The 23,394-nt window shown below is 33.9% G+C and carries 18 protein-coding genes; 4 read left to right on the forward strand and 14 right to left on the reverse strand.

Translation table 11 applies throughout. The features are described 5' to 3' along the window. Positions 1 to 33: 33 nt before the first annotated feature. The 7 genes from ACYQ5R_RS04375 to dprA all read right to left on the reverse strand — a co-directional run bounded on the left by ACYQ5R_RS04375 (position 34) and on the right by dprA (position 10,580). Positions 34 to 2,250: a patatin-like phospholipase family protein gene (locus ACYQ5R_RS04375; protein ID WP_460189693.1), complete on the reverse strand. Its 2,217-nt coding sequence runs from the start codon at positions 2,248 to 2,250 to the stop codon at positions 34 to 36. Then, a complete protein-coding gene (uvrC, locus tag ACYQ5R_RS04380) occupies positions 2,251 to 4,041 on the reverse strand; it encodes an excinuclease ABC subunit UvrC (protein WP_460189694.1) in 1,791 nt (596 codons plus the stop codon). A 60-nt stretch (positions 4,042 to 4,101) separates the two neighbouring features. Then, complete coding sequence (locus ACYQ5R_RS04385) at positions 4,102 to 4,782, reverse strand: lipoprotein signal peptidase (protein WP_460189695.1); 681 nt, start codon at positions 4,780 to 4,782, stop codon at positions 4,102 to 4,104. A gap of 27 nt (positions 4,783 to 4,809) precedes the next feature. Then, positions 4,810 to 5,190 (reverse strand): TraR/DksA family transcriptional regulator, encoded by a 381-nt coding sequence (locus tag ACYQ5R_RS04390; protein WP_460189696.1) that lies wholly within the window; start codon positions 5,188 to 5,190, stop codon positions 4,810 to 4,812. Between the two features lie 4 nt (positions 5,191 to 5,194). Further along, positions 5,195 to 8,596: an isoleucine--tRNA ligase gene (gene ileS, locus ACYQ5R_RS04395; RefSeq protein WP_460189697.1), complete on the reverse strand. Its 3,402-nt coding sequence runs from the start codon at positions 8,594 to 8,596 to the stop codon at positions 5,195 to 5,197. A gap of 68 nt (positions 8,597 to 8,664) precedes the next feature. Next, positions 8,665 to 9,405, reverse strand: coding sequence for a TerB family tellurite resistance protein (locus ACYQ5R_RS04400; RefSeq protein WP_460189698.1), 741 nt, complete (start codon positions 9,403 to 9,405; stop codon positions 8,665 to 8,667). 68 nt (positions 9,406 to 9,473) lie between these two features. Beyond that, on the reverse strand, positions 9,474 to 10,580 hold the full coding sequence (dprA, locus tag ACYQ5R_RS04405) for a DNA-processing protein DprA (protein WP_460189699.1): 1,107 nt from the start codon (positions 10,578 to 10,580) through the stop codon (positions 9,474 to 9,476). 118 nt (positions 10,581 to 10,698) lie between these two features. On the opposite strand from dprA, the gene ACYQ5R_RS04410 reads away from it, so the two are divergent. Both ACYQ5R_RS04410 and ACYQ5R_RS04415 read left to right on the forward strand, forming a co-directional pair. Beyond that, entirely contained in the window at positions 10,699 to 11,625 is a 927-nt protein-coding gene (locus ACYQ5R_RS04410) for an HU domain-containing protein (protein WP_460189700.1), read from the forward strand. 130 nt (positions 11,626 to 11,755) lie between these two features. Continuing rightward, positions 11,756 to 12,265, forward strand: a complete 510-nt coding sequence (locus ACYQ5R_RS04415) for an acyl-CoA thioesterase (RefSeq protein WP_460189701.1) — start codon at positions 11,756 to 11,758, stop codon at positions 12,263 to 12,265. Here ACYQ5R_RS04415 and ACYQ5R_RS04420 read toward each other — a convergent pair. The 5 genes from ACYQ5R_RS04420 to ACYQ5R_RS04440 form a co-directional block, all read right to left on the reverse strand. Beyond that, positions 12,262 to 13,476 carry a murein hydrolase activator EnvC family protein gene (locus tag ACYQ5R_RS04420; RefSeq protein ID WP_460189702.1) on the reverse strand — a complete coding sequence of 405 codons (1,215 nt, stop codon included), beginning with the start codon at positions 13,474 to 13,476 and terminating at the stop codon, positions 12,262 to 12,264. The two genes, ACYQ5R_RS04415 and ACYQ5R_RS04420, sit on opposite strands and share 4 nt — an antisense overlap. Before the next feature lies 1 nt (position 13,477). Continuing rightward, the gene (locus ACYQ5R_RS04425) at positions 13,478 to 14,248 is read right to left on the reverse strand and encodes a DUF4292 domain-containing protein (protein ID WP_460189703.1); all 771 of its coding nucleotides are present in this window, start codon (positions 14,246 to 14,248) and stop codon (positions 13,478 to 13,480) included. Then, a complete protein-coding gene (locus ACYQ5R_RS04430) occupies positions 14,248 to 15,222 on the reverse strand; it encodes a tetratricopeptide repeat protein (RefSeq protein ID WP_460189704.1) in 975 nt (324 codons plus the stop codon). The genes ACYQ5R_RS04425 and ACYQ5R_RS04430 overlap by 1 nt, the downstream gene beginning before the upstream one ends. A gap of 1 nt (position 15,223) precedes the next feature. Beyond that, a complete protein-coding gene (locus tag ACYQ5R_RS04435; RefSeq protein WP_460189705.1) occupies positions 15,224 to 16,240 on the reverse strand; it encodes a sugar phosphate nucleotidyltransferase in 1,017 nt (338 codons plus the stop codon). Between the two features lie 70 nt (positions 16,241 to 16,310). After that, the gene (locus tag ACYQ5R_RS04440) at positions 16,311 to 17,996 is read right to left on the reverse strand and encodes an ABC transporter ATP-binding protein (RefSeq protein WP_460189706.1); all 1,686 of its coding nucleotides are present in this window, start codon (positions 17,994 to 17,996) and stop codon (positions 16,311 to 16,313) included. A 78-nt stretch (positions 17,997 to 18,074) separates the two neighbouring features. On the opposite strand from ACYQ5R_RS04440, the gene ACYQ5R_RS04445 reads away from it, so the two are divergent. Beyond that, complete coding sequence (locus ACYQ5R_RS04445) at positions 18,075 to 19,934, forward strand: ABC-F family ATP-binding cassette domain-containing protein (RefSeq protein WP_460189707.1); 1,860 nt, start codon at positions 18,075 to 18,077, stop codon at positions 19,932 to 19,934. 1 nt (position 19,935) lies between these two features. Here the strand turns inward: ACYQ5R_RS04445 and ACYQ5R_RS04450 are convergent, their stop codons facing one another. Beyond that, a complete protein-coding gene (locus ACYQ5R_RS04450) occupies positions 19,936 to 20,646 on the reverse strand; it encodes a 3'-5' exonuclease (protein ID WP_460189708.1) in 711 nt (236 codons plus the stop codon). Positions 20,647 to 20,715: 69 nt separating this feature from the next. After that, complete coding sequence (locus ACYQ5R_RS04455) at positions 20,716 to 22,452, reverse strand: T9SS type A sorting domain-containing protein (RefSeq protein WP_460189709.1); 1,737 nt, start codon at positions 22,450 to 22,452, stop codon at positions 20,716 to 20,718. Positions 22,453 to 22,691: 239 nt separating this feature from the next. Here ACYQ5R_RS04455 and ACYQ5R_RS04460 point away from each other — a divergent pair, with 239 nt between their 5' ends. Then, positions 22,692 to 23,375 carry a response regulator transcription factor gene (locus tag ACYQ5R_RS04460; protein ID WP_460189710.1) on the forward strand — a complete coding sequence of 228 codons (684 nt, stop codon included), beginning with the start codon at positions 22,692 to 22,694 and terminating at the stop codon, positions 23,373 to 23,375. Positions 23,376 to 23,394 lie beyond the last annotated feature (19 nt).

Below are 23,394 nucleotides of genomic sequence, written 5' to 3' on the forward strand. Positions count from 1 at the left end.
AAGTCCTACTACAGATTGTGGTGGGACTTTTTTTTAGAACCAGAATCCAAAATTAAAGAACCAAAAACTCTCCTCAGTATCAGGAGAAAATGTAAAATTCAATTCTATTGGTCCTAAAAAGGAATCGACACCATACCCAAAACTATATCCTAATTTGGTGTCTTCAAAAATCTTTCCTTCGTTAAATAAATCACTATCCACTCTTCCTGCATTTGCTCCTACCATTAAGTAGTTGTCTTTAAATAACTCATATCTCACATTTAACGTAGATCTTAAAAAGCCACTATCTGATAAAGAAGCATAATCATACCCATAAAAAGAAATAAACGTATTGATAAAATTCTCACCATAACCACCTAAATGGTAATCTAATATTGGATTATTATTTTCTCCAATGGTAGTTCCCGCTTCACTAATATATTCTGCTGTTAACTTGTTAAAAAACGTATGGGTATAACTCAGTTTACCTTTTAATTGAGAAAACGATTCAAAATTTCCTAAATAATCACTTGAAAATAAATACCATCTAAAATCTGCAGCTAAATATGCTCCTTGCTTAGGAAAATGCTTTTTGTCTTTGGTATCAAATTTTACATAAGAAATAAAATTCAGATAGTCTGATTTATCAAAATAACTCCTGTCTTCATCTTCACTATTTTGACCCCGTATAAATGTTTCTGTATAAGATTTTATTTGCTTGTGCTCCGCTCCTATACCTATCGCAAATTTTCTATTCAACACATTCTGTACATAAAGTTGATTAGTAAAATCACGATATTTCAAATCGACCATATTAATGTCTGGAACAAACTCTAAATTTACATCGGTATTAAATCGGTTAAATCTCGATTTAAATCCAAAACTCCAATTGGAGCCATTATCAATAAAATAATCAAAATTGTACCGAATATTATCCCCTAAAATCAAATCTACTGACAAAACATCATTTTTGATTAACAAGTGCTTTGTTGTTAAATTAATCAACACAGCTGTTTTGTACAAATCATCGTAATGTCCTGCTAGTTTTACAAAAGTATTTACTTCATTTTGCTTCAGTTTTAATTGCACAACTGAACCACTTTCTTCGTGATCTAAAATTTGGTACTGAATATCTGTAAAGTTACCTGTTGCAAATAAGTTATTTATTCCCTCATAAAACTCAGATTTAGAAATAGTATCATTTTGTTGTAACCCCATTTTACCTTTTATATAAGTTCGCGTATAATCTTGGTTTCCCTCCATTTTTATGGAGCGCAGAATAATTTTATCCGATTTTGGAGTCTTATTTACTATTGGTCTTTTATATGTCTGCTGTTCGGCAATTTCTTCGAGTGCGGTAAACTGCATTCTTGCGGCTTCTTCTCCAATTTTATAAATTTCATCGTATTTATCAAATGTAGTAACCGAGTACCCTTTCATATTTGGAGAAATATGAACATCTGTGAGCTCAATATTTTCTTCATAAATAGAATATATTTGAAAACTTACTATTTGGTTTAAGATATCAACTCCTGTTTCTAATTCTTCCCTGGTAGATAAATCATTGCCCAATTCAACACCAATTATAACATCAGCACCCATTTTCTTTACTTCGTCAACTGGAAAATTATTTACAATCCCTCCATCAACCAATAATTTATCTCCAATTTCAACTGGATCTAACAATGTTGGAAAAGCTCCTGATGCTTGAACTGCTTTAGGTAAAAACCCTTCATTTAAAACTATTTTTTTTCCTGTTTCAATATCTGTTGCAATACATAAAAACGGTATTGGTAATTGATTAAAGTCTGAAATCGTATCGACATGCTCAAACAAACTAGACAATAAATTCAACAAGTTTTGACCTTTTGATAAAGCTTTAGGCAACGTTAATTTGCCATCTTTTACAGGCAATGTAAGTGCGTGTTTTTCTCCACTTTCTTTTTCGTAAAACGGTTTTGACTTCCGCGGTGATTCGTCGCTAACAACCTTATTGATATCTATTGATTTGATTATGGAGTCAATTTCGTGAGCAGAATAACCGGAGGCATATAGAGATCCAATCATTGCCCCCATACTTGTACCACCTATATAATCTACTCGAACTCCTGCTTCCTCTAAAACTTTTAATACCCCAACATGAGCAAATCCCTTAGCTCCACCTCCAGATAGAACTAGCCCAACTTTTAAATCATCAGTAGTATTCGCAGTTTGTTGCCCTACAAGATGTAGGGAACACAGAATTAACAACGCAAACACTGCTTGTTTCATTTAAGAAGAATGGTAATAGTTAAACAATTTTTTTGCGCGGGATTCTCCAACAACTTCAACTAATTCCTCATAAGGAGCATCTATAACACGTTTAGTAGAACGAAAATGTTGTAATAATGTTACAATGGTCTGCTGCCCAATACCAGGTATCTGCTCTAACTCTGTTTGAATTGCCGCTTTACTGCGTTTATTACGATGATGTGTAATCCCAAATCGGTGTGCTTCATTACGCATATGTTGAATTATTTTCAACGATTCCGATTTCTTATCCAAATATAATGGAATAGAATCATTTGGATAATATATTTCTTCTAATCTTTTCGCAATCCCAATAATTGCGATTTTATTTCTCAACCCAAGTATGTCTAAACTTTTTAATGCTGAAGAAAGTTGCCCTTTACCTCCATCAATAACTACTAATTGGGGCAACTCTTCACCTTCTTCAAAAAGTCGCTTATATCGTCTAAAAACTACTTCTTCCATTGAGGCAAAATCATCTGGCCCTTCAACCGTTTTAATATTAAAGTTACGATACTCCTTTTTACTAGGCTTTCCATTTCTAAACACTACACATGCAGCTACAGGATTAGTACCTTGGATATTAGAATTATCAAAACACTCAATATGCCTTGGTTCTTCAGATAACCTCAAGTCCGTTTTCATTTGTGCCATAATGCGATTAACATGTCTATCAGGATCAACTATTTTAATTTGTTTAAACTGTTCTTGACGGTAGTACTTTGCATTTCGAGTAGAAAGGTCTACAATATGCTTCTTGTCTCCTAATTTGGGTACTGTGACTTTCACACCTTCTCCAACCTCTACCTCAAACGGCGTAAACAATTCTTTAGAGGTAGAATTAAATCTAGATCTAATTTCAACTATAGCTAATTCTAACAACTCCTTGTCTGACTCATCTAATTTCTTTTTGATTTCCGCTGTATGTGATTGAATTATAGAACCATTATTGATTTTTAAAAAGTTGATGTAACCATAGCTTTCATCAGTAACTATAGAAAACACATCTACATTAGATATGGACGGATTTACAACGGTAGATTTGGCTTGATAATTCGACAAATAATCTAATTTTTCCTTTATTTTTTGAGCTTGCTCGAATTCTAAATTACCAGCATATAGTTGCATGAGTTCAGAAAATGTTTTGAGTGAAGTTTTAAAATTTCCTTTTATTAATTGCTTAATTTCTTTAATAGATTTATTATAATCTAATTCTGTTTGAAGTCCTTCGCAAGGTGCCTTACAATTACCAATATGAAACTCTAAACACTTTTTATACTTGCCTGATTCAATGTTTACTTCGCTCAAAAAGTAGTTGCATGTTCTTAAAGGGTACAACTCTTTAATTAAATCTAATAATGCCTTCGCAGTTCTAACAGAAGTATATGGCCCAAAATATTCTGAGCCATCTTTTATAACATTTCTTGTTAAAAAAATTCGTGGAAATCGCTCTTTTTTAATACAAATCCAAGGATATGTTTTGTCATCTTTAAGCATGACGTTATACCTAGGTTGGTATTTCTTTATTAGGTTATTCTCAAGGAGCAGCGCATCGGTTTCAGAATTAACAACAATATGTTCTATTCTTGCGATTTTAGAAACCAGTACTTTCGTTTTTCCATAGGTATAATTCTTAGTAAAATACGAGCTAACTCGCTTTTTAAGATTTTTCGCTTTGCCCACATATAAGATCACATCGTTCTTATCATAATATTGGTATACACCGGGTGTATTAGGTAGTGTTTTAATTTGTATTTCTAAAGATGCTTGCACCTAACGAAAATACCTATTATTTCGGAAAGCTAAAAAAAGAAAAAGAGAACAATATGGATGCTATTCGAGTATAGAAGATTGGTTCTCCTTTAACTCTTCTTCTGTAACATTAGATTTTTTAGTCTCTTTTGGAAAAACTTGTTTATTAAAAACAATCAAGATCCCTACGCCACAAGATATAGCAAAATCAGCTACATTAAAAATTGCATTAAAAAATGTAAAAGTTTCTCCTCCTACAAAAGGGAACCACTCCGGAAATATCCCATTCTGAATGATTGGGAAATAAAACATATCTACAACCTTCCCATAGAAAAGAGATTCGTAATTGTTCTCTGCAAACAGCACAGCTAGGTTTTGAGTATAAGGATTTGATGTATCAAACAATACACCGTAAAAAACAGAATCAATAATATTACCAAGTGCCCCAGCAAAAATTAAAGCAGATGCAAATAGCAATAATTTTGGAGCTCCTTTTTTTGCAGAACTCACGAGCCAATAACCAATAGCAGAAATTGCAACCAATCGAAATAGAGTTAGGGCTAATTTACCTGCCTTACCTCCAAACTCAGTACCCCAAGCCATTCCGTTGTTTTCTACAAACTGAATGCGGGCCCAATCTAGACCAAGTATATGCACAGTTTCTCCATAATAAAAGTGAGTTTTCACATAGATTTTCGAAATTTGATCTATGAGTAACACAACAAGTATTACTAGAAAAGACCATTTAAGTGATCGCTTCATGAAATATAGCTATAGATTGAGGGCAGATTATTTCTGCATTTTTTTTGCCTCTATGCTCAATGTTGCATGCGGCACTAATTTTAATCGCTCTTTTTGAATTAAATTACCGGTAACTCTACAAATACCATACGTTTTGTTTTCAATTCTAAGCAATGCGTTTTTAAGATCTCTAATAAATTTCTCTTGTCTAATAGCCAATTGTACATTAGCTTCTTTACTCATTGTTTCAGAACCTTCTTCAAAAGCTTTAAACGTAGGTGAAGTATCTTCTGTACCGTTACTTCTATCATTCTTAAAAGCTCCTCTTAATAAATCTAAATCTTCCTGCGCTCGTTCAATCTTTTTTAAGATAATTTCTTTAAACTCCGCTAGGTCTTTGTCCGAGTATTTTTGGGGATTTGTAGTCATTTCCTTAAATTTTTTCAATTAGTATATTCGTTTCTACATCATCAAAAGCAATGGCTATTCCATTATCTAAACGCTCAACAAACTTTAAATCAGCCGTTAAGGTTTCGTTTTTAATATAGTGTTCATTAGCTGCCACCGCCTGTTCTAATATACTATTATTTTCGATACTTAAAACAATTTTGTCGGTAACATCTAATCCAGAATCTTTACGCAAGTTTTGAACCCTATTAATCAACTCTCTGGCATTCCCTTCTTTACGCAAAGTATCGGTAATAGTTACATCAAGCGCTACTGTTAAAGCCCCTTGATTTGCAACCAGCCAACCTTCTATATCTTGTGATGAAATTTCAACTTCATCAATAGTTAAAATAACAACTTTATCTTCAAGTTGCAATTCAATTTCACCATTCTTTTCGATGTTAATAATATCATCTTGGTTTAGTTTTTGAATGGCTGCCCCTACCAATCGCATGTCTTTTCCATACTTTGGTCCGAGGACTTTAAAGTTCGGTTTTATATTCTTAATTAAAATTCCTGATGCATCGTCTAGCAACTCAATTTCTTTGACGTTTACTTCAGAAATAATTAAATTTTCAACAGCTAAAATATCTTCTCTATCTTGACTATCTAATACAGGTATCATAATACGCTGTAAAGGTTGGCGTACTTTAATCATCTCCTTTTTACGTAATGATAAAATCATAGAAGATATTTTCTGAGCTTTTTGCATTTTTCGCTCTAAATCAATATCTACCAAAATAGCATTGTATTTAGGAAAATCTGCCAAATGCACAGATGATACTCCTCTACCTGTTGCAGCTGTTAAATCTTTATATAAGTTGTCCATGAAGAAAGGCGCAATAGGAGCCCCTAAAATTGCAACAGTTTCCATACAGGTGTATAACGTTTGATAGGCAGAAATTTTATCTTGTTGATAATCTCCTTTCCAAAAACGTCTTCTACTCAATCTAACAAACCAGTTACTTAAATTCTCAGTTACATAGTTTTGAATTTTACGAGCAGCTTTAGTGGGCTCATAATCGTTAAATGCTTCTTCAACTCCTTTAACCAATGTATTTAATTCAGAAAGAATCCATCTATCAATCTCTGGTCTATCTGTAATATCAATATCAGCCTCTTCATAACTGAACCCATCAATATTTGCATATAAGCTAAAGAACGAGTAAGTATTGTATAATGTTCCAAAAAACTTACGGCGTACCTCATCAATCCCTTCCACATCAAACTTTAAGTTATCCCATGGGTTTGCATTTGAAATCATGTACCAACGCGTAGCATCTGGACCATATTTTTTCATGGTTTCAAATGGATCTACAGCATTACCTAAACGCTTAGACATTTTTTTACCATGTTTGTCTAAAACTAGTCCATTAGAAACTACATTTTTGTAAGCCTTTGTATCAAAAACCATGGTTGCTATTGCATGCAGCGTATAGAACCATCCTCTTGTTTGGTCAACTCCTTCTGCAATAAAATCTGCAGGATAGAAATCATTGGCATCAATTAACTCTTTGTTTTCAAAAGGATAGTGCCACTGTGCATAAGGCATTGATCCAGAATCAAACCAAACATCAATCAAATCAGATTCGCGCTTCATAGGTTTACCTGAAGCCGAAACCAAAGTGATTTGATCTACTATATTCTTATGTAAATCTAATTTTGCGTAGTTAGCGTCACTCATGTCGCCTACAACAAAATCAGCATAAATATCTTTTTCTAAAAAACCTGCATCCATAGCTTTTGCCATTTCAGCTTTTAATTCTTCTACAGAACCAACAATAATTTCTTCTGTGCCATCTTCAGTTCTCCAAATAGGCAAAGGAATTCCCCAATATCTTGAGCGCGAAAGGTTCCAGTCGTTGGCATTTTTTAACCAATTCCCAAATCTACCCTCACCAGTTGAAGCTGGTTTCCAGTTGATTTCTTCATTCAAGTCAAACATTCTCTCGCGTTTCTCTGTAACACGAACAAACCAAGAATCTAAAGGATAATACAACACTGGTTTATCTGTTCTCCAGCAATGCGGATAACTGTGCTTGTATTTTTCTACATGAAATGCTTTATTCTCTTCTTTTAGTTTAATGGCAATTTCAACATCTACTGATTTATTAGGAACTTCATCATCTGTATAGTATTCATTCTTCACATATTTACCTGCAAGATCACCCACGTGTTTTGTAAATCTCCCTTGTAAATCAACCAATGGAACTGGGTTGTCGTTGTCGTCTAACACTAACATTGGAGGTACAGGTGGTGTTGCTTGTTTGGCAACCAAAGCATCATCTGCACCAAAAGTTGGCGCTGTATGAACAATACCAGTACCATCTTCTGTAGTTACAAAATCACCAGCAATTACTATAAATGCATTATTCGCATTTTCATAAGGCAATGTATACGGTAATAACTGTTCATACCTTTTTCCTACTAAATCTGAACCTAAACAAGTATCAAGAATTCTAAATGGAATTTTCTTGGCACCGGCTTCATAAGCCTCAAATTCAGTGTCATCAGTAACTTCAAAATATTTTTTAGAAAACTGTTTTCCTACCAAAGCTTTAGCCAATACTAAATAAACTTCTTTGTGTGTGTATTGATTAAAAGTACGAACCAAAACATACTCAATTTTTGGCCCCACTGTTAAAGCAGTGTTACTTGGCAATGTCCATGGAGTAGTTGTCCAAGCTAAAAAATGTACTTCAGAAGGTTGTATGTTAAATGGTAACGTTTGTCCATCAACCATTTTAAATTGCGCTACAATTGTAGTGTCAGTCACATCTTGATAAGCACCTGGTTGATTGATCTCATGCGAACTTAAACCAGTACCTGCTTTTGGCGAATACGGCTGAATTGTATATCCCTTATACAATAAGTTTTTTGTATAAAGCTGTTTTAATAACCACCAAACAGACTCCATATATTTTGGTTCATAGGTCACATAAGGGTCATTCATATCTACCCAATGCCCCATAGTTTTGGTCAAATTTTCCCAAACATCAGTATAACGCATTACGGCTTTTCTACAAGCCTCGTTATATTCCTCAACCGAAATTTTAGTGCCAATATCTTCTTTGGTAATTCCTAATTCTTTTTCAACACCCAACTCAATTGGTAGACCGTGGGTATCCCAACCCGCCTTGCGCTTTACTTGAAACCCTTGCAATGTTTTGTAACGACAAAAAATATCCTTAATCGTACGCCCCATAACGTGATGAATTCCTGGTAAACCGTTGGCTGAAGGAGGTCCTTCAAAAAACACAAAAGGGGCAGCTCCATCACGTATAGAAATACTCTTTTCAAACACGTTATTTTCTTCCCAAAACGACAATGTTTCTTCTGCTACTTTTGGCAGGTTCAATCCCTTATACTCTCTGAATTTTTTACTCATTTCTTACCTTCAAAAGAATTAGGCTGCGAAATTAAGAAATTTGTATGAATTTGAGAGGGTTAAGTCTCCTATAATCCTCGTTCTTTCTGAATACTTTCGTATGCCTTTTGTATTTGTCTAAATTTATCTTCAGCACCTTTTACGTGCTCCTCTCCTAAATGCTGTAATTTATCTGGATGATGTTTTTTAACCATGCGCCTGTATGCTTTTTTCACATCAGCATCAGAAGCTGTTTTTTCAATCTCTAAAATTTTGTAAGCATTGCCTATACCGTCATAGAACATCGCTTTGATCGACTCAAAATCATTCTGATTGATAAACAGATAATTCGCGATTTTATGAATCATTTCAACTTCATCCTTATTCACATGGCCATCTGCCTTTGCAATACCAAACAAGAAATGTATCAATTGTAATCTCGTAGCATGTGTCATATGCTGTCTAATTTGAATACAAACTTGCCTTGTAGAAATTTTGTTGTTTTTAATGATGCCATTAAACAACTTAAAAGCGTGTTGTGCTCTCTCGTATCCGTACATCTGTACAAAATGACTTCGTACATACTTAAGTTCTCGTTGATCAATCTTACCGTCTGCTTTTATAACAACTGCAGATAAAATCAATAAACTAATTTCGAAATCTCCAGATTGTGTTGAACGTGCACCTTCTTGAAACTCTCGTGCATTTTTAACATCTGAAGCACTAAATCCATCTATAAAATTACCCACAACAAACCCTATAATTCCACCTATTGGACCACCAACAGACCAACCCAATGCAGCACCAAGCCATTTCGAAAAATTCGCCATTCTATTTCAAAAATTAAAAAGAAACCAAATTTAGCTAAAATAACAAGACTAAGAGTGTCAAAAGTTTGTTAATTTGAAGCTTCGAAAAGCTTGCCTTGAAGCGCTCTCACTACTCCTTTCATTTCTAAATTAAAAAGCGTTGAAGATAGCTTAAATATCGGCATTTGAAGCTTAAGGGATAAAGTATCTATATGTTGTTTCCCGTTGATTAATAAATGATCAAAGACGGCTTGTTCCTCTGAAGTTAAATCTAAAAATAATGTTGGCTGCTTAAGATTAGATTCTTTATTTGGAATATCCCAATTAAGTGCTCTTACAATGTCATTTGCTGAAGTTAAAAGTGCCGCTTTATTTGAACTAATAAGTGCATTACAACCAGCACTTAAACCATCTGTTATTTTCCCGGGAACAGCAAACACATCTCTATTGTATGAATTGGCGATATCCGCTGTTACTAAAGAGCCTCCTTTTTCTCCAGACTCTATAATAATAGTTGCGTCTGATATTCCTGCAACTACTCTATTTCGCTGTAAGAAATGTTCTCTATTTGGAGGATCATCAAACCAAAACTCTGATAAAAATCCGCCTTGTTCATTTATTTGATGTACATATTTTTTATGTGCTTTTGGATAAATTTGACCAAATCCGTGTGCCAATACTCCAATGGTTTGTAACTTATTTTCTAAAGCAGCTTTTTGAGCTGTAATATCTACTCCATAGGCAAAACCACTTATAATTATAGGATTGTACTCTTTTAATTCTGAAACCAACTTTTGAATAATGTCTCTACCATACAAGGTCATTTGTCTAGTACCAACAATGCTTATAATTCGATTATTGTTGAGATTAACCGCTCCATCTTGAAATAAGATCAATGGTCCATCTATACAATGTTTTAATTTCTCAGGATAATTTTCATTTAGAAAATAGAGCAACGACAAGTTCTCGCTTTGCGCTTTTTTTAATTCTTTTTCAGCTATATGAAAAAGAGACGTATCTTGAAGGAATCGCAAAGTTTGAGTGCCAACCTGTGAGATTTTAGAAAGTACACTAGGCTTTGTTTTGAAAACAGCCTCAGCACCGCCACATTGGACAATTAATTTTTTAGAAAGTATATCTCCAATACCTTTGGCTTTTTGCAAAGCTAAGGCTGCGAGTAATTCCCTCTCATTCATAGCATTAAATTTGACACTAATTTACGTAATTAATTCACTATTAAATTGTTACTATAATTGTTAATAACTCATTCATTTCTTTTTAAAACAGCTCTTGCTATTTTCTATCTTTGAATTAATGATTATAACAACCTACATAAGTGACTTACTTTACAGATATGATTGTGTAATAGTACCTCAATTCGGCGGTTTTGTGACCAATGAAGTTTCTGCAACTATGAATCAATATACACATACGTTTTATCCTCCTACTAAAAAAATTAGTTTTAATAGGCATTTAACAAATAATGATGGTCTTTTAGCTAACTATATTGCCACAGCTGAGCAAATACCGTTTGCACAGGCTGTAGACAAAATTAAAGCGGTTGTAGAAATATGGAATCAACAACTAAAAGAAGATGGAATAGACCTACCTAAAATAGGTAGCCTATTTAAAAATGAGGAAGGACAATTGCTATTTGAACCAAATACCACAGAAAACTACTTAACAAGTGCATTTGGTTTAAGCGGTTACAGTTCAACAACAATTAAACGAGAAGTATACAAACAAAAATCTGCCGTTTTAAATACCGAATTAGTTGTTAGCACAAACAGTAAAAAGCGTACTCCAATTTTATTAAAATATGCAGCCACAGCAGCTATAGTGTTTAGCTTAGGCAGCTTTGGATGGAACGAATACAACGTAAATCAGTACAATAATCAACTTGCTGCTGAACAGCAAGAACAAGAAATGGTTGAGCAAAAAATTCAACAAGCTACTTTTGTTATAGATAAACCATTGCCAACTATTACATTAAATGTTGATAAAGAGATTAAAAATTATCATGTAATTGCTGGTGCTTTTAGAGAGCCTGCTAATGCATTAAAAAAAGTAGCTCAATTACATGAAAAAGGTTTTGATGCCGAAATTCTTGGCAAAAATAAATGGGAGTTGACCCAAGTTGCTTATGCAAGTTTTGACACACGAGCAGAAGCCATTAAGGCTTTAAAAACAATTAAAGCAACCGATTCTAAAGATGCTTGGTTATTAGTGAAACCATTTTAAGCTCTTTGGAGTATTATTTTTTTGAGGGCGCCATGCGCCCTTTTTTGTTTTATAATATTTCTGTGCTTTTATAAATATTCTTCATTACAGGTTCATCTAAAGCATGTATCTTTGCGAAAAAATAAAAACTATGCGTGCGAAATATCCAAAAGAATCATTAGCAGTATTGACCGATATTGTTTTGCCTGGAGAGACTAATGCTCTAAACAATTTATTTGGAGGAGAATTATTGGCTCGTATGGATCGCGCATGTAGTATTGCCGCTCAAAGACATTCTCGAAGAATTGTTGTTACCGCCTCTGTAAATCATGTTGCATTTAATAAAGCTGTGCCAGTGGGGAGTGTTGTTACTATTGAGGCTAAGGTGTCTCGCTCCTTCAGGTCTTCTATGGAAATTTATGTAGATGTTTGGATTGAAGATAGAGAAACCGGTGAGCGTACAAAAGTAAACGAGGGTATATACACATTTGTGGCAGTTGATAGAACTGGTACTCCTGTAAAAGTACCTGAAGTTATACCAGAAACAAAGTTAGAAAAAGAGCGTTTTGAAGGGGCATTAAGGAGAAAACAACTAAGTTTAGTGCTTTCTGGAAAAATGCAACCAAACGATGCTACAGAACTAAAAGCTTTATTCTCTTAAAGCTTATAAATCCATAAAGCAGGATTTAACCTTGTAATATTTTTCCATAATTGGAATTTTAGAACCGTTTTCTTCGTTACTTTATCTGTATAAACTGTTCCTATTGATTGTTTGGTATCTACCTCATAACCCGGTTTTACAAATACTTTCTCGAGATTGTTATAAATGGTAATGTAATTTCCGTGCTGCACATAAACGGCTTTTTTACCACTTACAGATTGAATTCTTAAAACCTTGCCATTAAATACAGCTCTAGCTTCAGAACCTTCAGAAGTTGTAATTCGAACTCCATTACTTTCTATAAAAATTCCGCTTAAAGTTGGATGCTTTTGTTTACCGAATCTTCTAGAAACAACTCCTCGCTCTACCGGCCACGGAAGTTTTCCTTGGTTAGACTCAAACTTTACAGCTAATTCTTTTGCCTCTGGTGATAATTTAAATGAAGTTGATGATTTCTTCCCAGATCCCTTATTTGATTTTGCAATTTCATCTCGAATTATTTTTTCAATCTGTGCATTTATTTTACGTTGCTCTGCTTGTTTTTTCTTTATATCTCGCTTGTACTTTTTCTCATTTTTACGAATATCAGTAATAATTTTTTCTTGCTTTTGTTTTTCAACGTCTAGTACTTTTTTCTCCTCTTCTGCCTCGTCTTGAAGTACTGTTTTCTCTTGCTTCTGAACCCGAAGTGTATCGTTCTTCTTTTCTAAATCTTGTGCCTTAATTTCAATTTGTTCTCCTTGAGCTTTTCTAAAGTCAGTATACTGCTTCATATACTGTACACGCTGATACGCTTGGTAAAAATTATCTGAAGACAATACAAACATTAATCTACTCTGCTGTGATTTACTTTTATAGGAACGATAAATCATATCGGCGTAATCGTTCTTTAAAGTTTGTAGTTCTTTTTCAAGCTTTTCTATTGCTTTTTCATTCGTATTAATTTCAGAGTTTAAAGCGGCTGACTCTCTTTTAAATGCTGCAAGTAATTTTTCTTGAGTTGCAATTTGAATATTTAAATCGTTTAAAACATCTAACTGATTCTGTTCTTCCGTTTCAGTTCTTTTTAAAATAGCACGTATTGTGGTAATTTCTTTTTGAATAGCCTTACGTTCTGCCTCCAATTCTGCTTTGGTTTGAGAATAACCAACTGTTCCTACAAATAATAACAATAGGATATGAAAGTATTTTTGGGGTTTCGTTAGTTTCATTTTATTCAAAAGAAATAGGTTTATACCCTTGCGGTACTTTATATGGAAATGTTTGTTTTTTGTTTAATTCGACGCCTCTATATTCAAGAGTTAACAAAGTTCTATCTGTTTGTTCAATCGCAGTTATTCTTACATCTTTTGGTATCAAGTGCTCTTCTACTTTTTGATAATCTCCATACTCTATGGTCAATCTTTTCTGCTCAGTTGGCTGACTAATCTGCTGTTTCTTTAGTCGAAAATGATTGGGATACACCCAGAAGAAAACATCAAACAATGCTTCCTGTTCTTTCGGTGATAATTTATAACTAGCATCATCTACAACCGCACTAAATTTAGCACTCTTTAAAGGCTTTACTGAGTGACCGAGTAATAGGTTTTGCATTAAATTAAAACTCACATCTGTACCTAAAAAATTACTCAACAACTCAAAATCTCCTTCAAAATAAGATTTGTCCAATTTTTCATAAAACTGAACACTTTCCGGAGTTATAAGCAACTTTGCAACTGGATATCCCATCACAGTACCACTCATCCAAATGGCTGAATCAGTTTGCATTCTAAACTTAACACTTATTGTTTGTTTCGTTTTACCATCATCGTAAACTGCTTTTAGTTTTGCAGACATGAATTCTGCATCAAAATGATTTTCTTGATGGTTTTTAATTACCTTTTTTGTAGACATTGCAACTGCAGTGCCAGGTACAGTCACTTTATTAGATTTACACCCTACAATCGCAAGTATAACTAATGTAAATACAACTACTCTTTTCATTAATTTGTTTGCTGCTTTTCTAGTTCTTTAATTCGTTTATCACATTTTTCAACATTCGCACCATCATTACTTGCAACATAAGCAACTTTTAATTCTTTATAAAACTTAATTTCAAGCGGAATGTCTTCTATGATAAAGTCTAGCCCTGTCATTAAAACGTTAATTGCATTATTATATTTCTTAATTTCATTCAAAGCTGTGCCGTTTAATAAATAGACGATTGGCTGCGCAGGGTATAACTCCAAGCCTTCGTTTGACAAATCAAGTAAACTCTCAAATTCCCCATTCTCAAAATATAATTGCATCAAAGCTTTTAATGAATTGAAAGATTTAGTGTCTGTAAAATCTTTCTTTAAATCATTTAAACTCTTAGGTATATGTTTGTCTGCATTTACGGCATTAGAATTTCTCTTGGTATAATTTGCAATGGTTTTTTGATAGTTTTCTAGTCTACTATTCCAAATGCCCGAAGCCTTCAATTCATCCAATAACATTTGAGCGCTATCCCTATCGCCAGAAATAACATATAGCAAAACCAATTCTGGTTTGTCTCTAGGGTCTAGAGTAATAATCTTTTGTTGGGCCGCAATAGCCTCTGGATAACGGTATTGCTTTACATAAATACCTTTTGCGTGTTTTAAATACCAAATGTTAAGACTGTCTTTACGAAGTGCTTTTTCGACATATAAAGCAGCTTCATTAAATTTACCTAGCTGCAAATAATTCTTCGAAAATTCAAAATCCACCGCAACATCATTAGGTATCAACTGCTGGCAAGTTTCTAGTTCTGTTACTGCTCTAGAATAGTTTCCGATAGCCTTATATTTTAGAGCCTCGAAATAATGATTTTCAAACTTAATTTGAATATCGTCTACATCTTCAACAATTTGAAGACCGTCATCTTGAGAAAAGCAAATAAACGAAGTGCTCAACAGAAAAATTAACCCTATATATTGCGAACTTCGTTTTATCATATTATATAAGTTGAGAATAATCTCCGATACTAACAGATGTATACTCTCCATTATAAACGGCATGATGACCAATCATTGCATTGTCTAAATTTGCATTGCTAATTTTAGTGTTGGTTTGTATCAAAGAGTTTTTAATTGTTGCATTTTCAACTACACTTCCTTCTCCTAAAGATACATTAGGCCCAATAGTAGCATTTTTAAGCACCACATTCTTTCCGATAAAACAAGGTTGAATAATTTCAGCGTTTTCCAATTTTACATCATCAGAGGTCAGATTTTCTCCATCTTCTTGTGCGAAATCCAAAATACGACTATTGGTTTCTACGGTCACATTTTTGTTACCACAATCCATCCATGCATCTACCTTTCCAGGAACAAATTTCAATCCTTTCTGCTTCATGTTTTCTAAAGCATTCGTTAATTGATATTCTCCTTTTTCTTTAATATCATTATCTAACAAGTACTGAATTTCATCTCTTAAAATTCTACCATCTTTAAAATAGTATATTCCAATAATGGCTAAATCAGAAACAAATTCTGTTGGTTTTTCTACAAACTCAGTAATGTATCCATCTTTTAAATTTACTACGCCAAAAGCGCTTGGGTCTTCAACTTGTTTCACCCAAATTGCGCCATCAGCTTCTGCATCTAAAGTAAAGTCTGCTCTAAACAAAGTGTCGGCAAATGCAACAACACAAGGTCCGTCTAATGCATCTTTTGCACATTGTATTGCGTGTGCTGTTCCCAAAGCTTCTTCTTGCACATATACACTTCCTTTAGCGTTTAAGTTAGCCGCAATAGTTAATAAATTGTCTTTTGTATTGCTAGGAAACCCTTTGGCTGCAGGACCAATAATAAAGGCAATTTCTTCAATTTCCTGATTTACAACTTTTGCTATGTCTTCTACCAATCTTTGTACAATTGGTTTTCCGGCAATTAAAGTTAAAGGCTTTGGAGTAGTTAATGTATGCGGACGAAGGCGTGAGCCAATTCCCGCCATAGGCACTATAATTTTCATTCTTTTGTTTTTAGTTTGATTTTCTTTTTCATTTTGCCACAAATATACAATTCTAATAGGTTTAGAAACGTTAAATTCCCGTTGGAATTGCTTCAATTAGTTTTCTTGTATACTCCTGTTTTGGCGATTTGTAAATCTTATCTGCATCTCCTTGTTCAACCAACTTTCCTTGATGCATTACAAGTAGTTGATCACTCATAAATTTTACTACAGACAAGTCGTGTGAAATAAAAATATATGTGAATTGAAAAGTCTCTTTTAAATCATTCAACAAGTTTAAAACCTGGGCTTGAACAGAAACGTCTAATGCCGAAACTGACTCATCACAAATAATTAATTTAGGTTTTAGAGCAATAGTACGTGCAATTCCTATTCGTTGCCTTTGACCTCCAGAAAATTCATGAGGATATCTGTAAAAGTGTTCTTTTTCTAAACCAACCTTTTCCAGCAATTCAAGCACATAAATCTTTCGTTCTTTATCTGAATTCAAAATTCCATGAACCTTCATAGGCTCTAATATGGCTTTTCCGACAGGTATTCTTGGGTTTAAAGAAGAATAAGGATCTTGAAAGATTAATTGAATCTCTTTTCCTAATGCTTTTCTTTCTGAAGATGTCATATTGTAGATAGGGCTACCTTTATACCATAACTCTCCATCTGTAATCTGCTCCAACCCGAGAATGGTTCTACCAAGCGTGGATTTACCACATCCAGATTCTCCCACCAATCCAACTGTTTCTCCTTCGTAAATCTTAAATGAAACATCATCCACAGCCTTTACATCACTTGCTGCTTTACCAAACAAAGGCTTCTTGCTTTTATAATACGTCTTTAAATTTTTAACCTCTAAAATTGGGTTTTGACTATATATAATTTCGTGACGTTTTTTTCTATCTGCTGCTGATAAAATCTCTTTTTTTACCTGCTTATTCACAAAATCAGCAACTGTTGGTAATTTTTTTAAGCGCTCTTTTAAAGATGGTTTGCTATAAATAAGGGCTTTGGTATATTCTTCTTGAGGATTTAAAAACACCTCTTTAGCGCTTCCTGTTTCAACCACTTTACCTTTAAACATAACCACTACACGATTTGCAATTTCAGAAACCAAGCCTAAATCATGAGAAATAAAAACAACGCTCATTCCCGTTTCTTTCTGTAATTCTTTAAGAAGCTCAATAATTTCTTTTTGAACTGTTACATCTAGCGCAGTAGTAGGCTCATCAGCAATCAAAATTTGAGGTTTACATGCTATTGCCATAGCAATCATAACGCGTTGCTTTTGGCCACCAGATATTTGATGCGGATATTGATTAAAAATTTCTTTTGGCCTGGGTAATTTTACTTTTTCGAAAAGAGAAATCACTTCTTCATTGATTTCTTTTTGAGACAAATCTGTATGTTGCTGTAAAATCTCCATAACCTGAAATCCACATGTCAAACTCGGATTTAAGGAAGTCATCGGTTCTTGAAAAATCATCGCAATATGATTTCCTCTTAAAGCTTGAAAAGCTTTATTACTTAAGCTTTTTAAATCTTGATTTTGAAATAAAATTTCGCCTTCAATTTTTGCAGTTTTTTCAGGCAACAATCCCATAACTGCCATAGAGGTTACAGATTTTCCACTACCTGACTCTCCCACAATTCCTAATATTTCATTCTCATTTAAATAATAAGATACATTATGAATTACCTGATTGTGTTCATTTTCAGAAGTAAAAGAAATATTGAGATTTTGTATGTCTAGTAAAGGATTCATGAAGCTGACCAAAGGTACACATTTAACTCAGGTTAGAAAAGACAATTTCTTTTACGACCTTTGCAAAAAATAGTACTAGTGAATTATTTAACTGTAGAAAGTATATCAAAGAGTTACGGTGAACGAAGTTTATTTCAAAATATCTCTTTCGGAATTAATAAAGATCAAAAAATTGCATTTGTTGCAAAAAACGGAACCGGTAAAACATCTATATTAAATATTCTTGCAGGTATTGATCAACCAGATAATGGTACTGTTTCTAAACGCAAAGGATTGCGAGTGGCGTATTTGGCTCAAACAGATGATTTACCAACCGATAGTTCCATTGAAGAAGCCATTTTTGATTCAGACAATCCAATTTTAAAAGTAATTGAAGCCTACGAAAAAGCTTTAGAAAATCCCAATGACGAAAAAGCATACCAAAAGGCCTTTGAGCAAATGGAACAGCACCAAGCTTGGGATTTTGAAACGCAATACAAACAAATTCTTTCAAAGTTAAAATTTGACGATTTAAAGCAGTCTATTAAAGTACTCTCAGGTGGGCAACGCAAACGACTCGCCCTTGCCATTACGCTTATTCACAAACCTGATTTGCTTATTCTAGATGAGCCAACCAATCATCTAGATTTAGAAATGATTGAATGGTTAGAGCATTATTTACAACGCGAAAAAATTACTTTGTTTATGGTAACGCATGATCGGTACTTTTTAGAACGTATTTGTGATGATATTCTTGAACTAGATAATGGTCAGCTTTATAAATACAAGGGGAACTACTCTTATTTCTTAGAGCAAAAAGAAGCACGTGAATTACGCGAACAAACAGAATTGCATAAAACCAAAATTCTTTACAAAAAGGAATTAGATTGGATGCGAAGACAACCAAAGGCCCGCACTACTAAATCTAAATCTCGCATTGATGATTTCTTTGAAATAAAGAAAAAAGCCCACCAACGTAGGTCAGATCATCAAGTGCAATTAGAAATTAACATGGAGCGTCTCGGCAATAAAATTGTAGAGCTGCATAAAATTTCAAAAGCTTTTGACTCATTAAAAATTGCCAGTGGTTTTGACTATGTTTTTAAAAAAGGTGAACGAATTGGTATTGTAGGTAAAAACGGAACAGGTAAGTCTACATTTCTCAACATATTAACCGGTAAAATTCCTATTGATGCTGGTAAGTTAGTTGTGGGAGATACTGTAAAATTTGGGTATTATTCTCAAAAAGGAATTCAAATTAAAGAAAGTCAAAAGGTCATTGAAGTTATCAAAGAATACGGAGATTATATTCCTTTAGCCAAAGGACACAAAATATCTGCGGGACAATTGTTAGAGCGCTTTTTATTTGACCGTAAAAAGCAATATGATTTTGTAGAGAAATTATCTGGTGGTGAGCAGAAACGATTGTACTTATGTACCGTTTTGATTCAAAATCCGAACTTTTTAATTCTTGATGAGCCTACAAATGATTTAGATATTGTTACTTTAAATGTACTCGAAAACTTCTTACTTGATTTTCCTGGAAATTTAATTGTTGTTTCACACGATCGTTATTTTATGGACAAAATAGTGGATTCACTTTTTGTATTTGAAGGTGGTGGTTCTATTTATTCTTTCCCAGGAAATTACACTGATTACCGTGCTTATGAAGATTCTGCGCCAGCTATTGAACAGCCCAAAGAAAAGACAGAAAAACCCCAACGTCAAAACACAAGTAAGGTAAAATTATCTTATAATGAAAAGCGTGAATTTCAATCAATAGAAAAAGAAATTGCTGATTTAGAACAAGAAAAATCAAAGCTTGAAAATATGTTTGTAGAAGGTACAGTTGCTCAAGAGGACATTCAAACCGTGTCACAAAAATTGCAGACTATAATTCAAGATATCGCAACTAAAGAAGAACGTTGGCTTGAATTGAGTATGAAGATGGAAGCGTAAATTAAACACTTACAATTTCAGTTTCTTTTAACAACTCATGATTGAAAAGACGTAATAATAACTGGGCCACCGCCACCGTATCTTTTTCACAATAATGAACGATTCGTTCGAGGTCTTTTTCAACATAAAATACGTCAGCCACTTTGCTTCCGTCAATATCATCTTTTGGTGATGGAATACCCAAAATATGAGTTAACAACTTAAGAGATGTATAATGTTTGTAGTCTCCAAATTTCCAGAGTTCCATGGTGTCAAGATGGGGTACCTCCCATGGCTTCTTACCAAATAGATTTAACTTCTCAGGCAACGCTATTTGATGAACAATCATTCTTCTTGCGATATAAGGAAAATCGAATTCTTTACCATTGTGAGCACAGAGTACCACTTGTGGATTTGCAAAATGCTTTTCTAAAAGTGATTCGAAACTCAAGAGTATTTCTTTCTCATTTTCTCCATAAAATGAAGTCACACGAAAAGACCTCTCTGCATCGAATTTTGAAAAATAACCAATTGAAATACAAACAATTTTACCAAATTCAGCCCAAATACCTGCGCGTTCATAAAACGATTCAGGGCTATCTTCTTCTTGACGTTGATAAGCCGTTTTTAAAGTAAATAATTCTTTCTTTTCATCCGATAACATATCGTACTGTGCTACCTCAGGTACCGTTTCAATATCTAAAAACAGGATTTTTTTAAAATCTAATTTCATAGCTGTATGTAAAAACAAAACTCCCCCAAATTTGGGGGAGTTTAAATTTATATATAAATATCTTTAAGCTTATTCGATAATCAGCTTTCTCGTAGCAGTTTTCCCTTCTTCACTTACTTTTAAAATATAAACTCCTTTAGATATATTTGAAACATCCAATGCCTCAGATCCTCTAGTTGTTGTAGTAAATACTTGTTTGCCTATTACATCAAACACTTGAATAGACTTTTCTGCATTGCTATTAGAACGGATGGTTAAATACCCATTAGATACTGGATTAGGGTACATTGCAAAGCCTTCTATTTGGTTATTACTTGGCACTGAAAGTGTGGCTCCGGCGACATCAGCCCATGAGGTTCCAATTCTTAGTTCGTCAAGTGTAATACCAGGTGTTTGAGTAGCGCTTGCTTGTCTTATCATAAACTGAGACAATGTAACACCAGAAGTTCCAGATGCTTCGGAGATATCCGCACTTGGTTCTGCGCCTCCAAAAGCAGGGTTCACCCAAGCACTTACTATATCATTATCTAAATCATAGCTCATAACAACAAAAATACTAGTATTATCGTTAAATGGACCTGTTGAGACTGTAAGAGTGCTACTTGCACTTACTCCTATATTATAAGTATCAGCGTCAATATATTCTGTAAACAGCCTACATCTATATTGCCCATCATCTGCTCTTAAAATGGCAAAATAACCGTTCCCTGTAACAGAAGACAAATCGGTTACATCCATAATAAAAGAAGCATAAATTTTACCAGAAGATGTTGGCGTATAATCGACTGTTGGATCTGCACCAGAACCAATAAATGATACCGAATTTCCCGAACCCATTAATGTAGAATAATTTAAACTACCTGAAGCAATATCCGGACTTGTCCCTGAGAAATTATCTACCCAAATATTTTGATCACCTAGAGTTTGTCCCGCAGTATAATTAAATGGTTCAAGAAATGGCAAAGTTTGTACAATATTATTTACAGTAAAATTAACTGTTGCATTTACTTCGGGTGAAAGCACATTGTTTGAATTGTCAACAAGCTCCATATACATAGTATGAGCTCCGTCACTTAAACCAGTTAATGAAATTGGGTCTGTGTTTGATACTAATACTGCAGGATCTGAGTCTAAAGTATATCTAATTCTACCATCACCTGTACCATCTTGAACATCAAAATTACTCACAATATAGCTAACATCTACTTCGTCCGTTAATATTTCTTCTCCTTCTGTTGGTGCACTAATTGTTAATCCTGGGTCTGGTGAGGCTGCTTCAGCAAAGAAAGAAAAATCATCCCAGTATACGACAGCTGTTCCATAAGTACGTACTTCAAAACGAAAACCATTTACACCTGCTGGAGCATTAATTGTTGCCGTATATTCTGTCCAAATATTTCCATTATTATCAAAATAGTTATTATTCGGACCACGTAAAATAGCATCAGTCGCTGCATCAGTAACAGTAGAAGCACCATTTAACCAGTAACTCCATATTCTTGCATCAGTACCGTCACCAAATCCTGGATCAACTTTATACCATAACGTTAAAGTGTATGAGTTTCCTGGAATAATCCCAGAAACTTCTTGAGTTAAATCTGAAGTTCCACCAGTATGTTTAGCCGAATAAGCGCCACCATTTACATTTGCTACTGCAGATTCTTGATCAACACTTTCAGCTTTTGTCCAGCTAGTAGGGCTGTTTGGATTATCCCAAGATTCAAAATCTCCGTTTAATAATAATTCTTGCCCGAATGAAATTCCGGCAACAAATAAAAAAGAAAATAAAAAGTAAAGTTTTTTCATGTAAAAAAATTTTTAGTTAACAATTTTTGTTTGGGTTTCCAAATATACGACATATCTTTGATTATCTTTATTTTTAAGGGCTAATTTTAACAATATGATAATGGTATTAGCGATACAGTTAAAATAAAGTAATGAGAAGGGATGGCTATATTAAATGATTGTTAAGTGAAAGTTACTTTAACAACCGTTTGATTTCTTTATGTATCTTTGATACTCTGAACTTATTTTCATCTATACACATGAAGAAAAAAGACATTAAAATTTTATTGGTTGATGACGAACCAGATATTTTAGAAATTGTTGGTTTTAACTTAAGCAATGAGGGCTATCATATTGATACTGCCAGTAATGGTGTTGAAGCTATAGAAAAGGCAGAAAAATGGAGGCCACATTTAATTTTATTAGATGTTATGATGCCTGAAATGGATGGTATAGAGGCTTGCGAAAAAATTAGAGCTATTAATGGTATGGATGAAGTGCTTATTGCATTTTTTACGGCTCGTGGTGAAGACTACTCTCAAGTTGCTGGATTTGATGCCGGTGCTGATGATTATATTACCAAACCCGTAAAACCAAAGGTATTGGTAGGCAAGGTAAAATCGCTTTTACGCAGATTAAAAACAGATGGCCCAGTAGAAAAAATGGCTGTAGGCTCTATTACCATTAATAGAGACGAATATATTGTTACTAAAAATGGTAAAGATATTTTCTTACCAAGAAAAGAATTTGAACTGTTTTCTTTATTAGCTTCAAAACCGGGTAAAGTATTTAAACGTGAAGTTATTTTAGATCAGGTTTGGGGTAGCGAAGTTGTGGTTGGCGGTAGAACCATAGACGTGCACATTAGAAAGCTTCGTGAAAAAATAGGTGATGCCTATTTTAAAACAGTTAAAGGAGTGGGATACAAATTTGTATCTGATTAAAATATTTTAGATTAAACTT

Source organism: Urechidicola sp. KH5 (assembly GCF_054661455.1).

Bases quoted from the DNA above. Each gene is read 5' to 3' on its own strand.
- ACYQ5R_RS04375 (WP_460189693.1), bottom strand. From the start codon at position 2,250: ATGAAACAAGCAGTGTTTGCGTTGTTAATTCTGTGTTCCCTACATCTT.
- ACYQ5R_RS04385 (WP_460189695.1), bottom strand. From the start codon at position 4,782: ATGAAGCGATCACTTAAATGGTCTTTTCTAGTAATACTTGTTGTGTTA.
- ACYQ5R_RS04390 (WP_460189696.1), bottom strand. From the start codon at position 5,190: ATGACTACAAATCCCCAAAAATACTCGGACAAAGACCTAGCGGAGTTT.
- ileS (WP_460189697.1), bottom strand. From the start codon at position 8,596: ATGAGTAAAAAATTCAGAGAGTATAAGGGATTGAACCTGCCAAAAGTA.
- ACYQ5R_RS04400 (WP_460189698.1), bottom strand. From the start codon at position 9,405: ATGGCGAATTTTTCGAAATGGCTTGGTGCTGCATTGGGTTGGTCTGTT.
- dprA (WP_460189699.1), bottom strand. From the start codon at position 10,580: ATGAATGAGAGGGAATTACTCGCAGCCTTAGCTTTGCAAAAAGCCAAA.
- ACYQ5R_RS04410 (WP_460189700.1), top strand. From the start codon at position 10,699: ATGATTATAACAACCTACATAAGTGACTTACTTTACAGATATGATTGT.
- ACYQ5R_RS04415 (WP_460189701.1), top strand. From the start codon at position 11,756: ATGCGTGCGAAATATCCAAAAGAATCATTAGCAGTATTGACCGATATT.
- ACYQ5R_RS04420 (WP_460189702.1), bottom strand. From the start codon at position 13,476: ATGAAACTAACGAAACCCCAAAAATACTTTCATATCCTATTGTTATTA.
- ACYQ5R_RS04425 (WP_460189703.1), bottom strand. From the start codon at position 14,248: ATGAAAAGAGTAGTTGTATTTACATTAGTTATACTTGCGATTGTAGGG.
- ACYQ5R_RS04430 (WP_460189704.1), bottom strand. From the start codon at position 15,222: ATGATAAAACGAAGTTCGCAATATATAGGGTTAATTTTTCTGTTGAGC.
- ACYQ5R_RS04435 (WP_460189705.1), bottom strand. From the start codon at position 16,240: ATGAAAATTATAGTGCCTATGGCGGGAATTGGCTCACGCCTTCGTCCG.
- ACYQ5R_RS04440 (WP_460189706.1), bottom strand. From the start codon at position 17,996: ATGAATCCTTTACTAGACATACAAAATCTCAATATTTCTTTTACTTCT.
- ACYQ5R_RS04450 (WP_460189708.1), bottom strand. From the start codon at position 20,646: ATGAAATTAGATTTTAAAAAAATCCTGTTTTTAGATATTGAAACGGTA.
- ACYQ5R_RS04455 (WP_460189709.1), bottom strand. From the start codon at position 22,452: ATGAAAAAACTTTACTTTTTATTTTCTTTTTTATTTGTTGCCGGAATT.
- ACYQ5R_RS04460 (WP_460189710.1), top strand. From the start codon at position 22,692: ATGAAGAAAAAAGACATTAAAATTTTATTGGTTGATGACGAACCAGAT.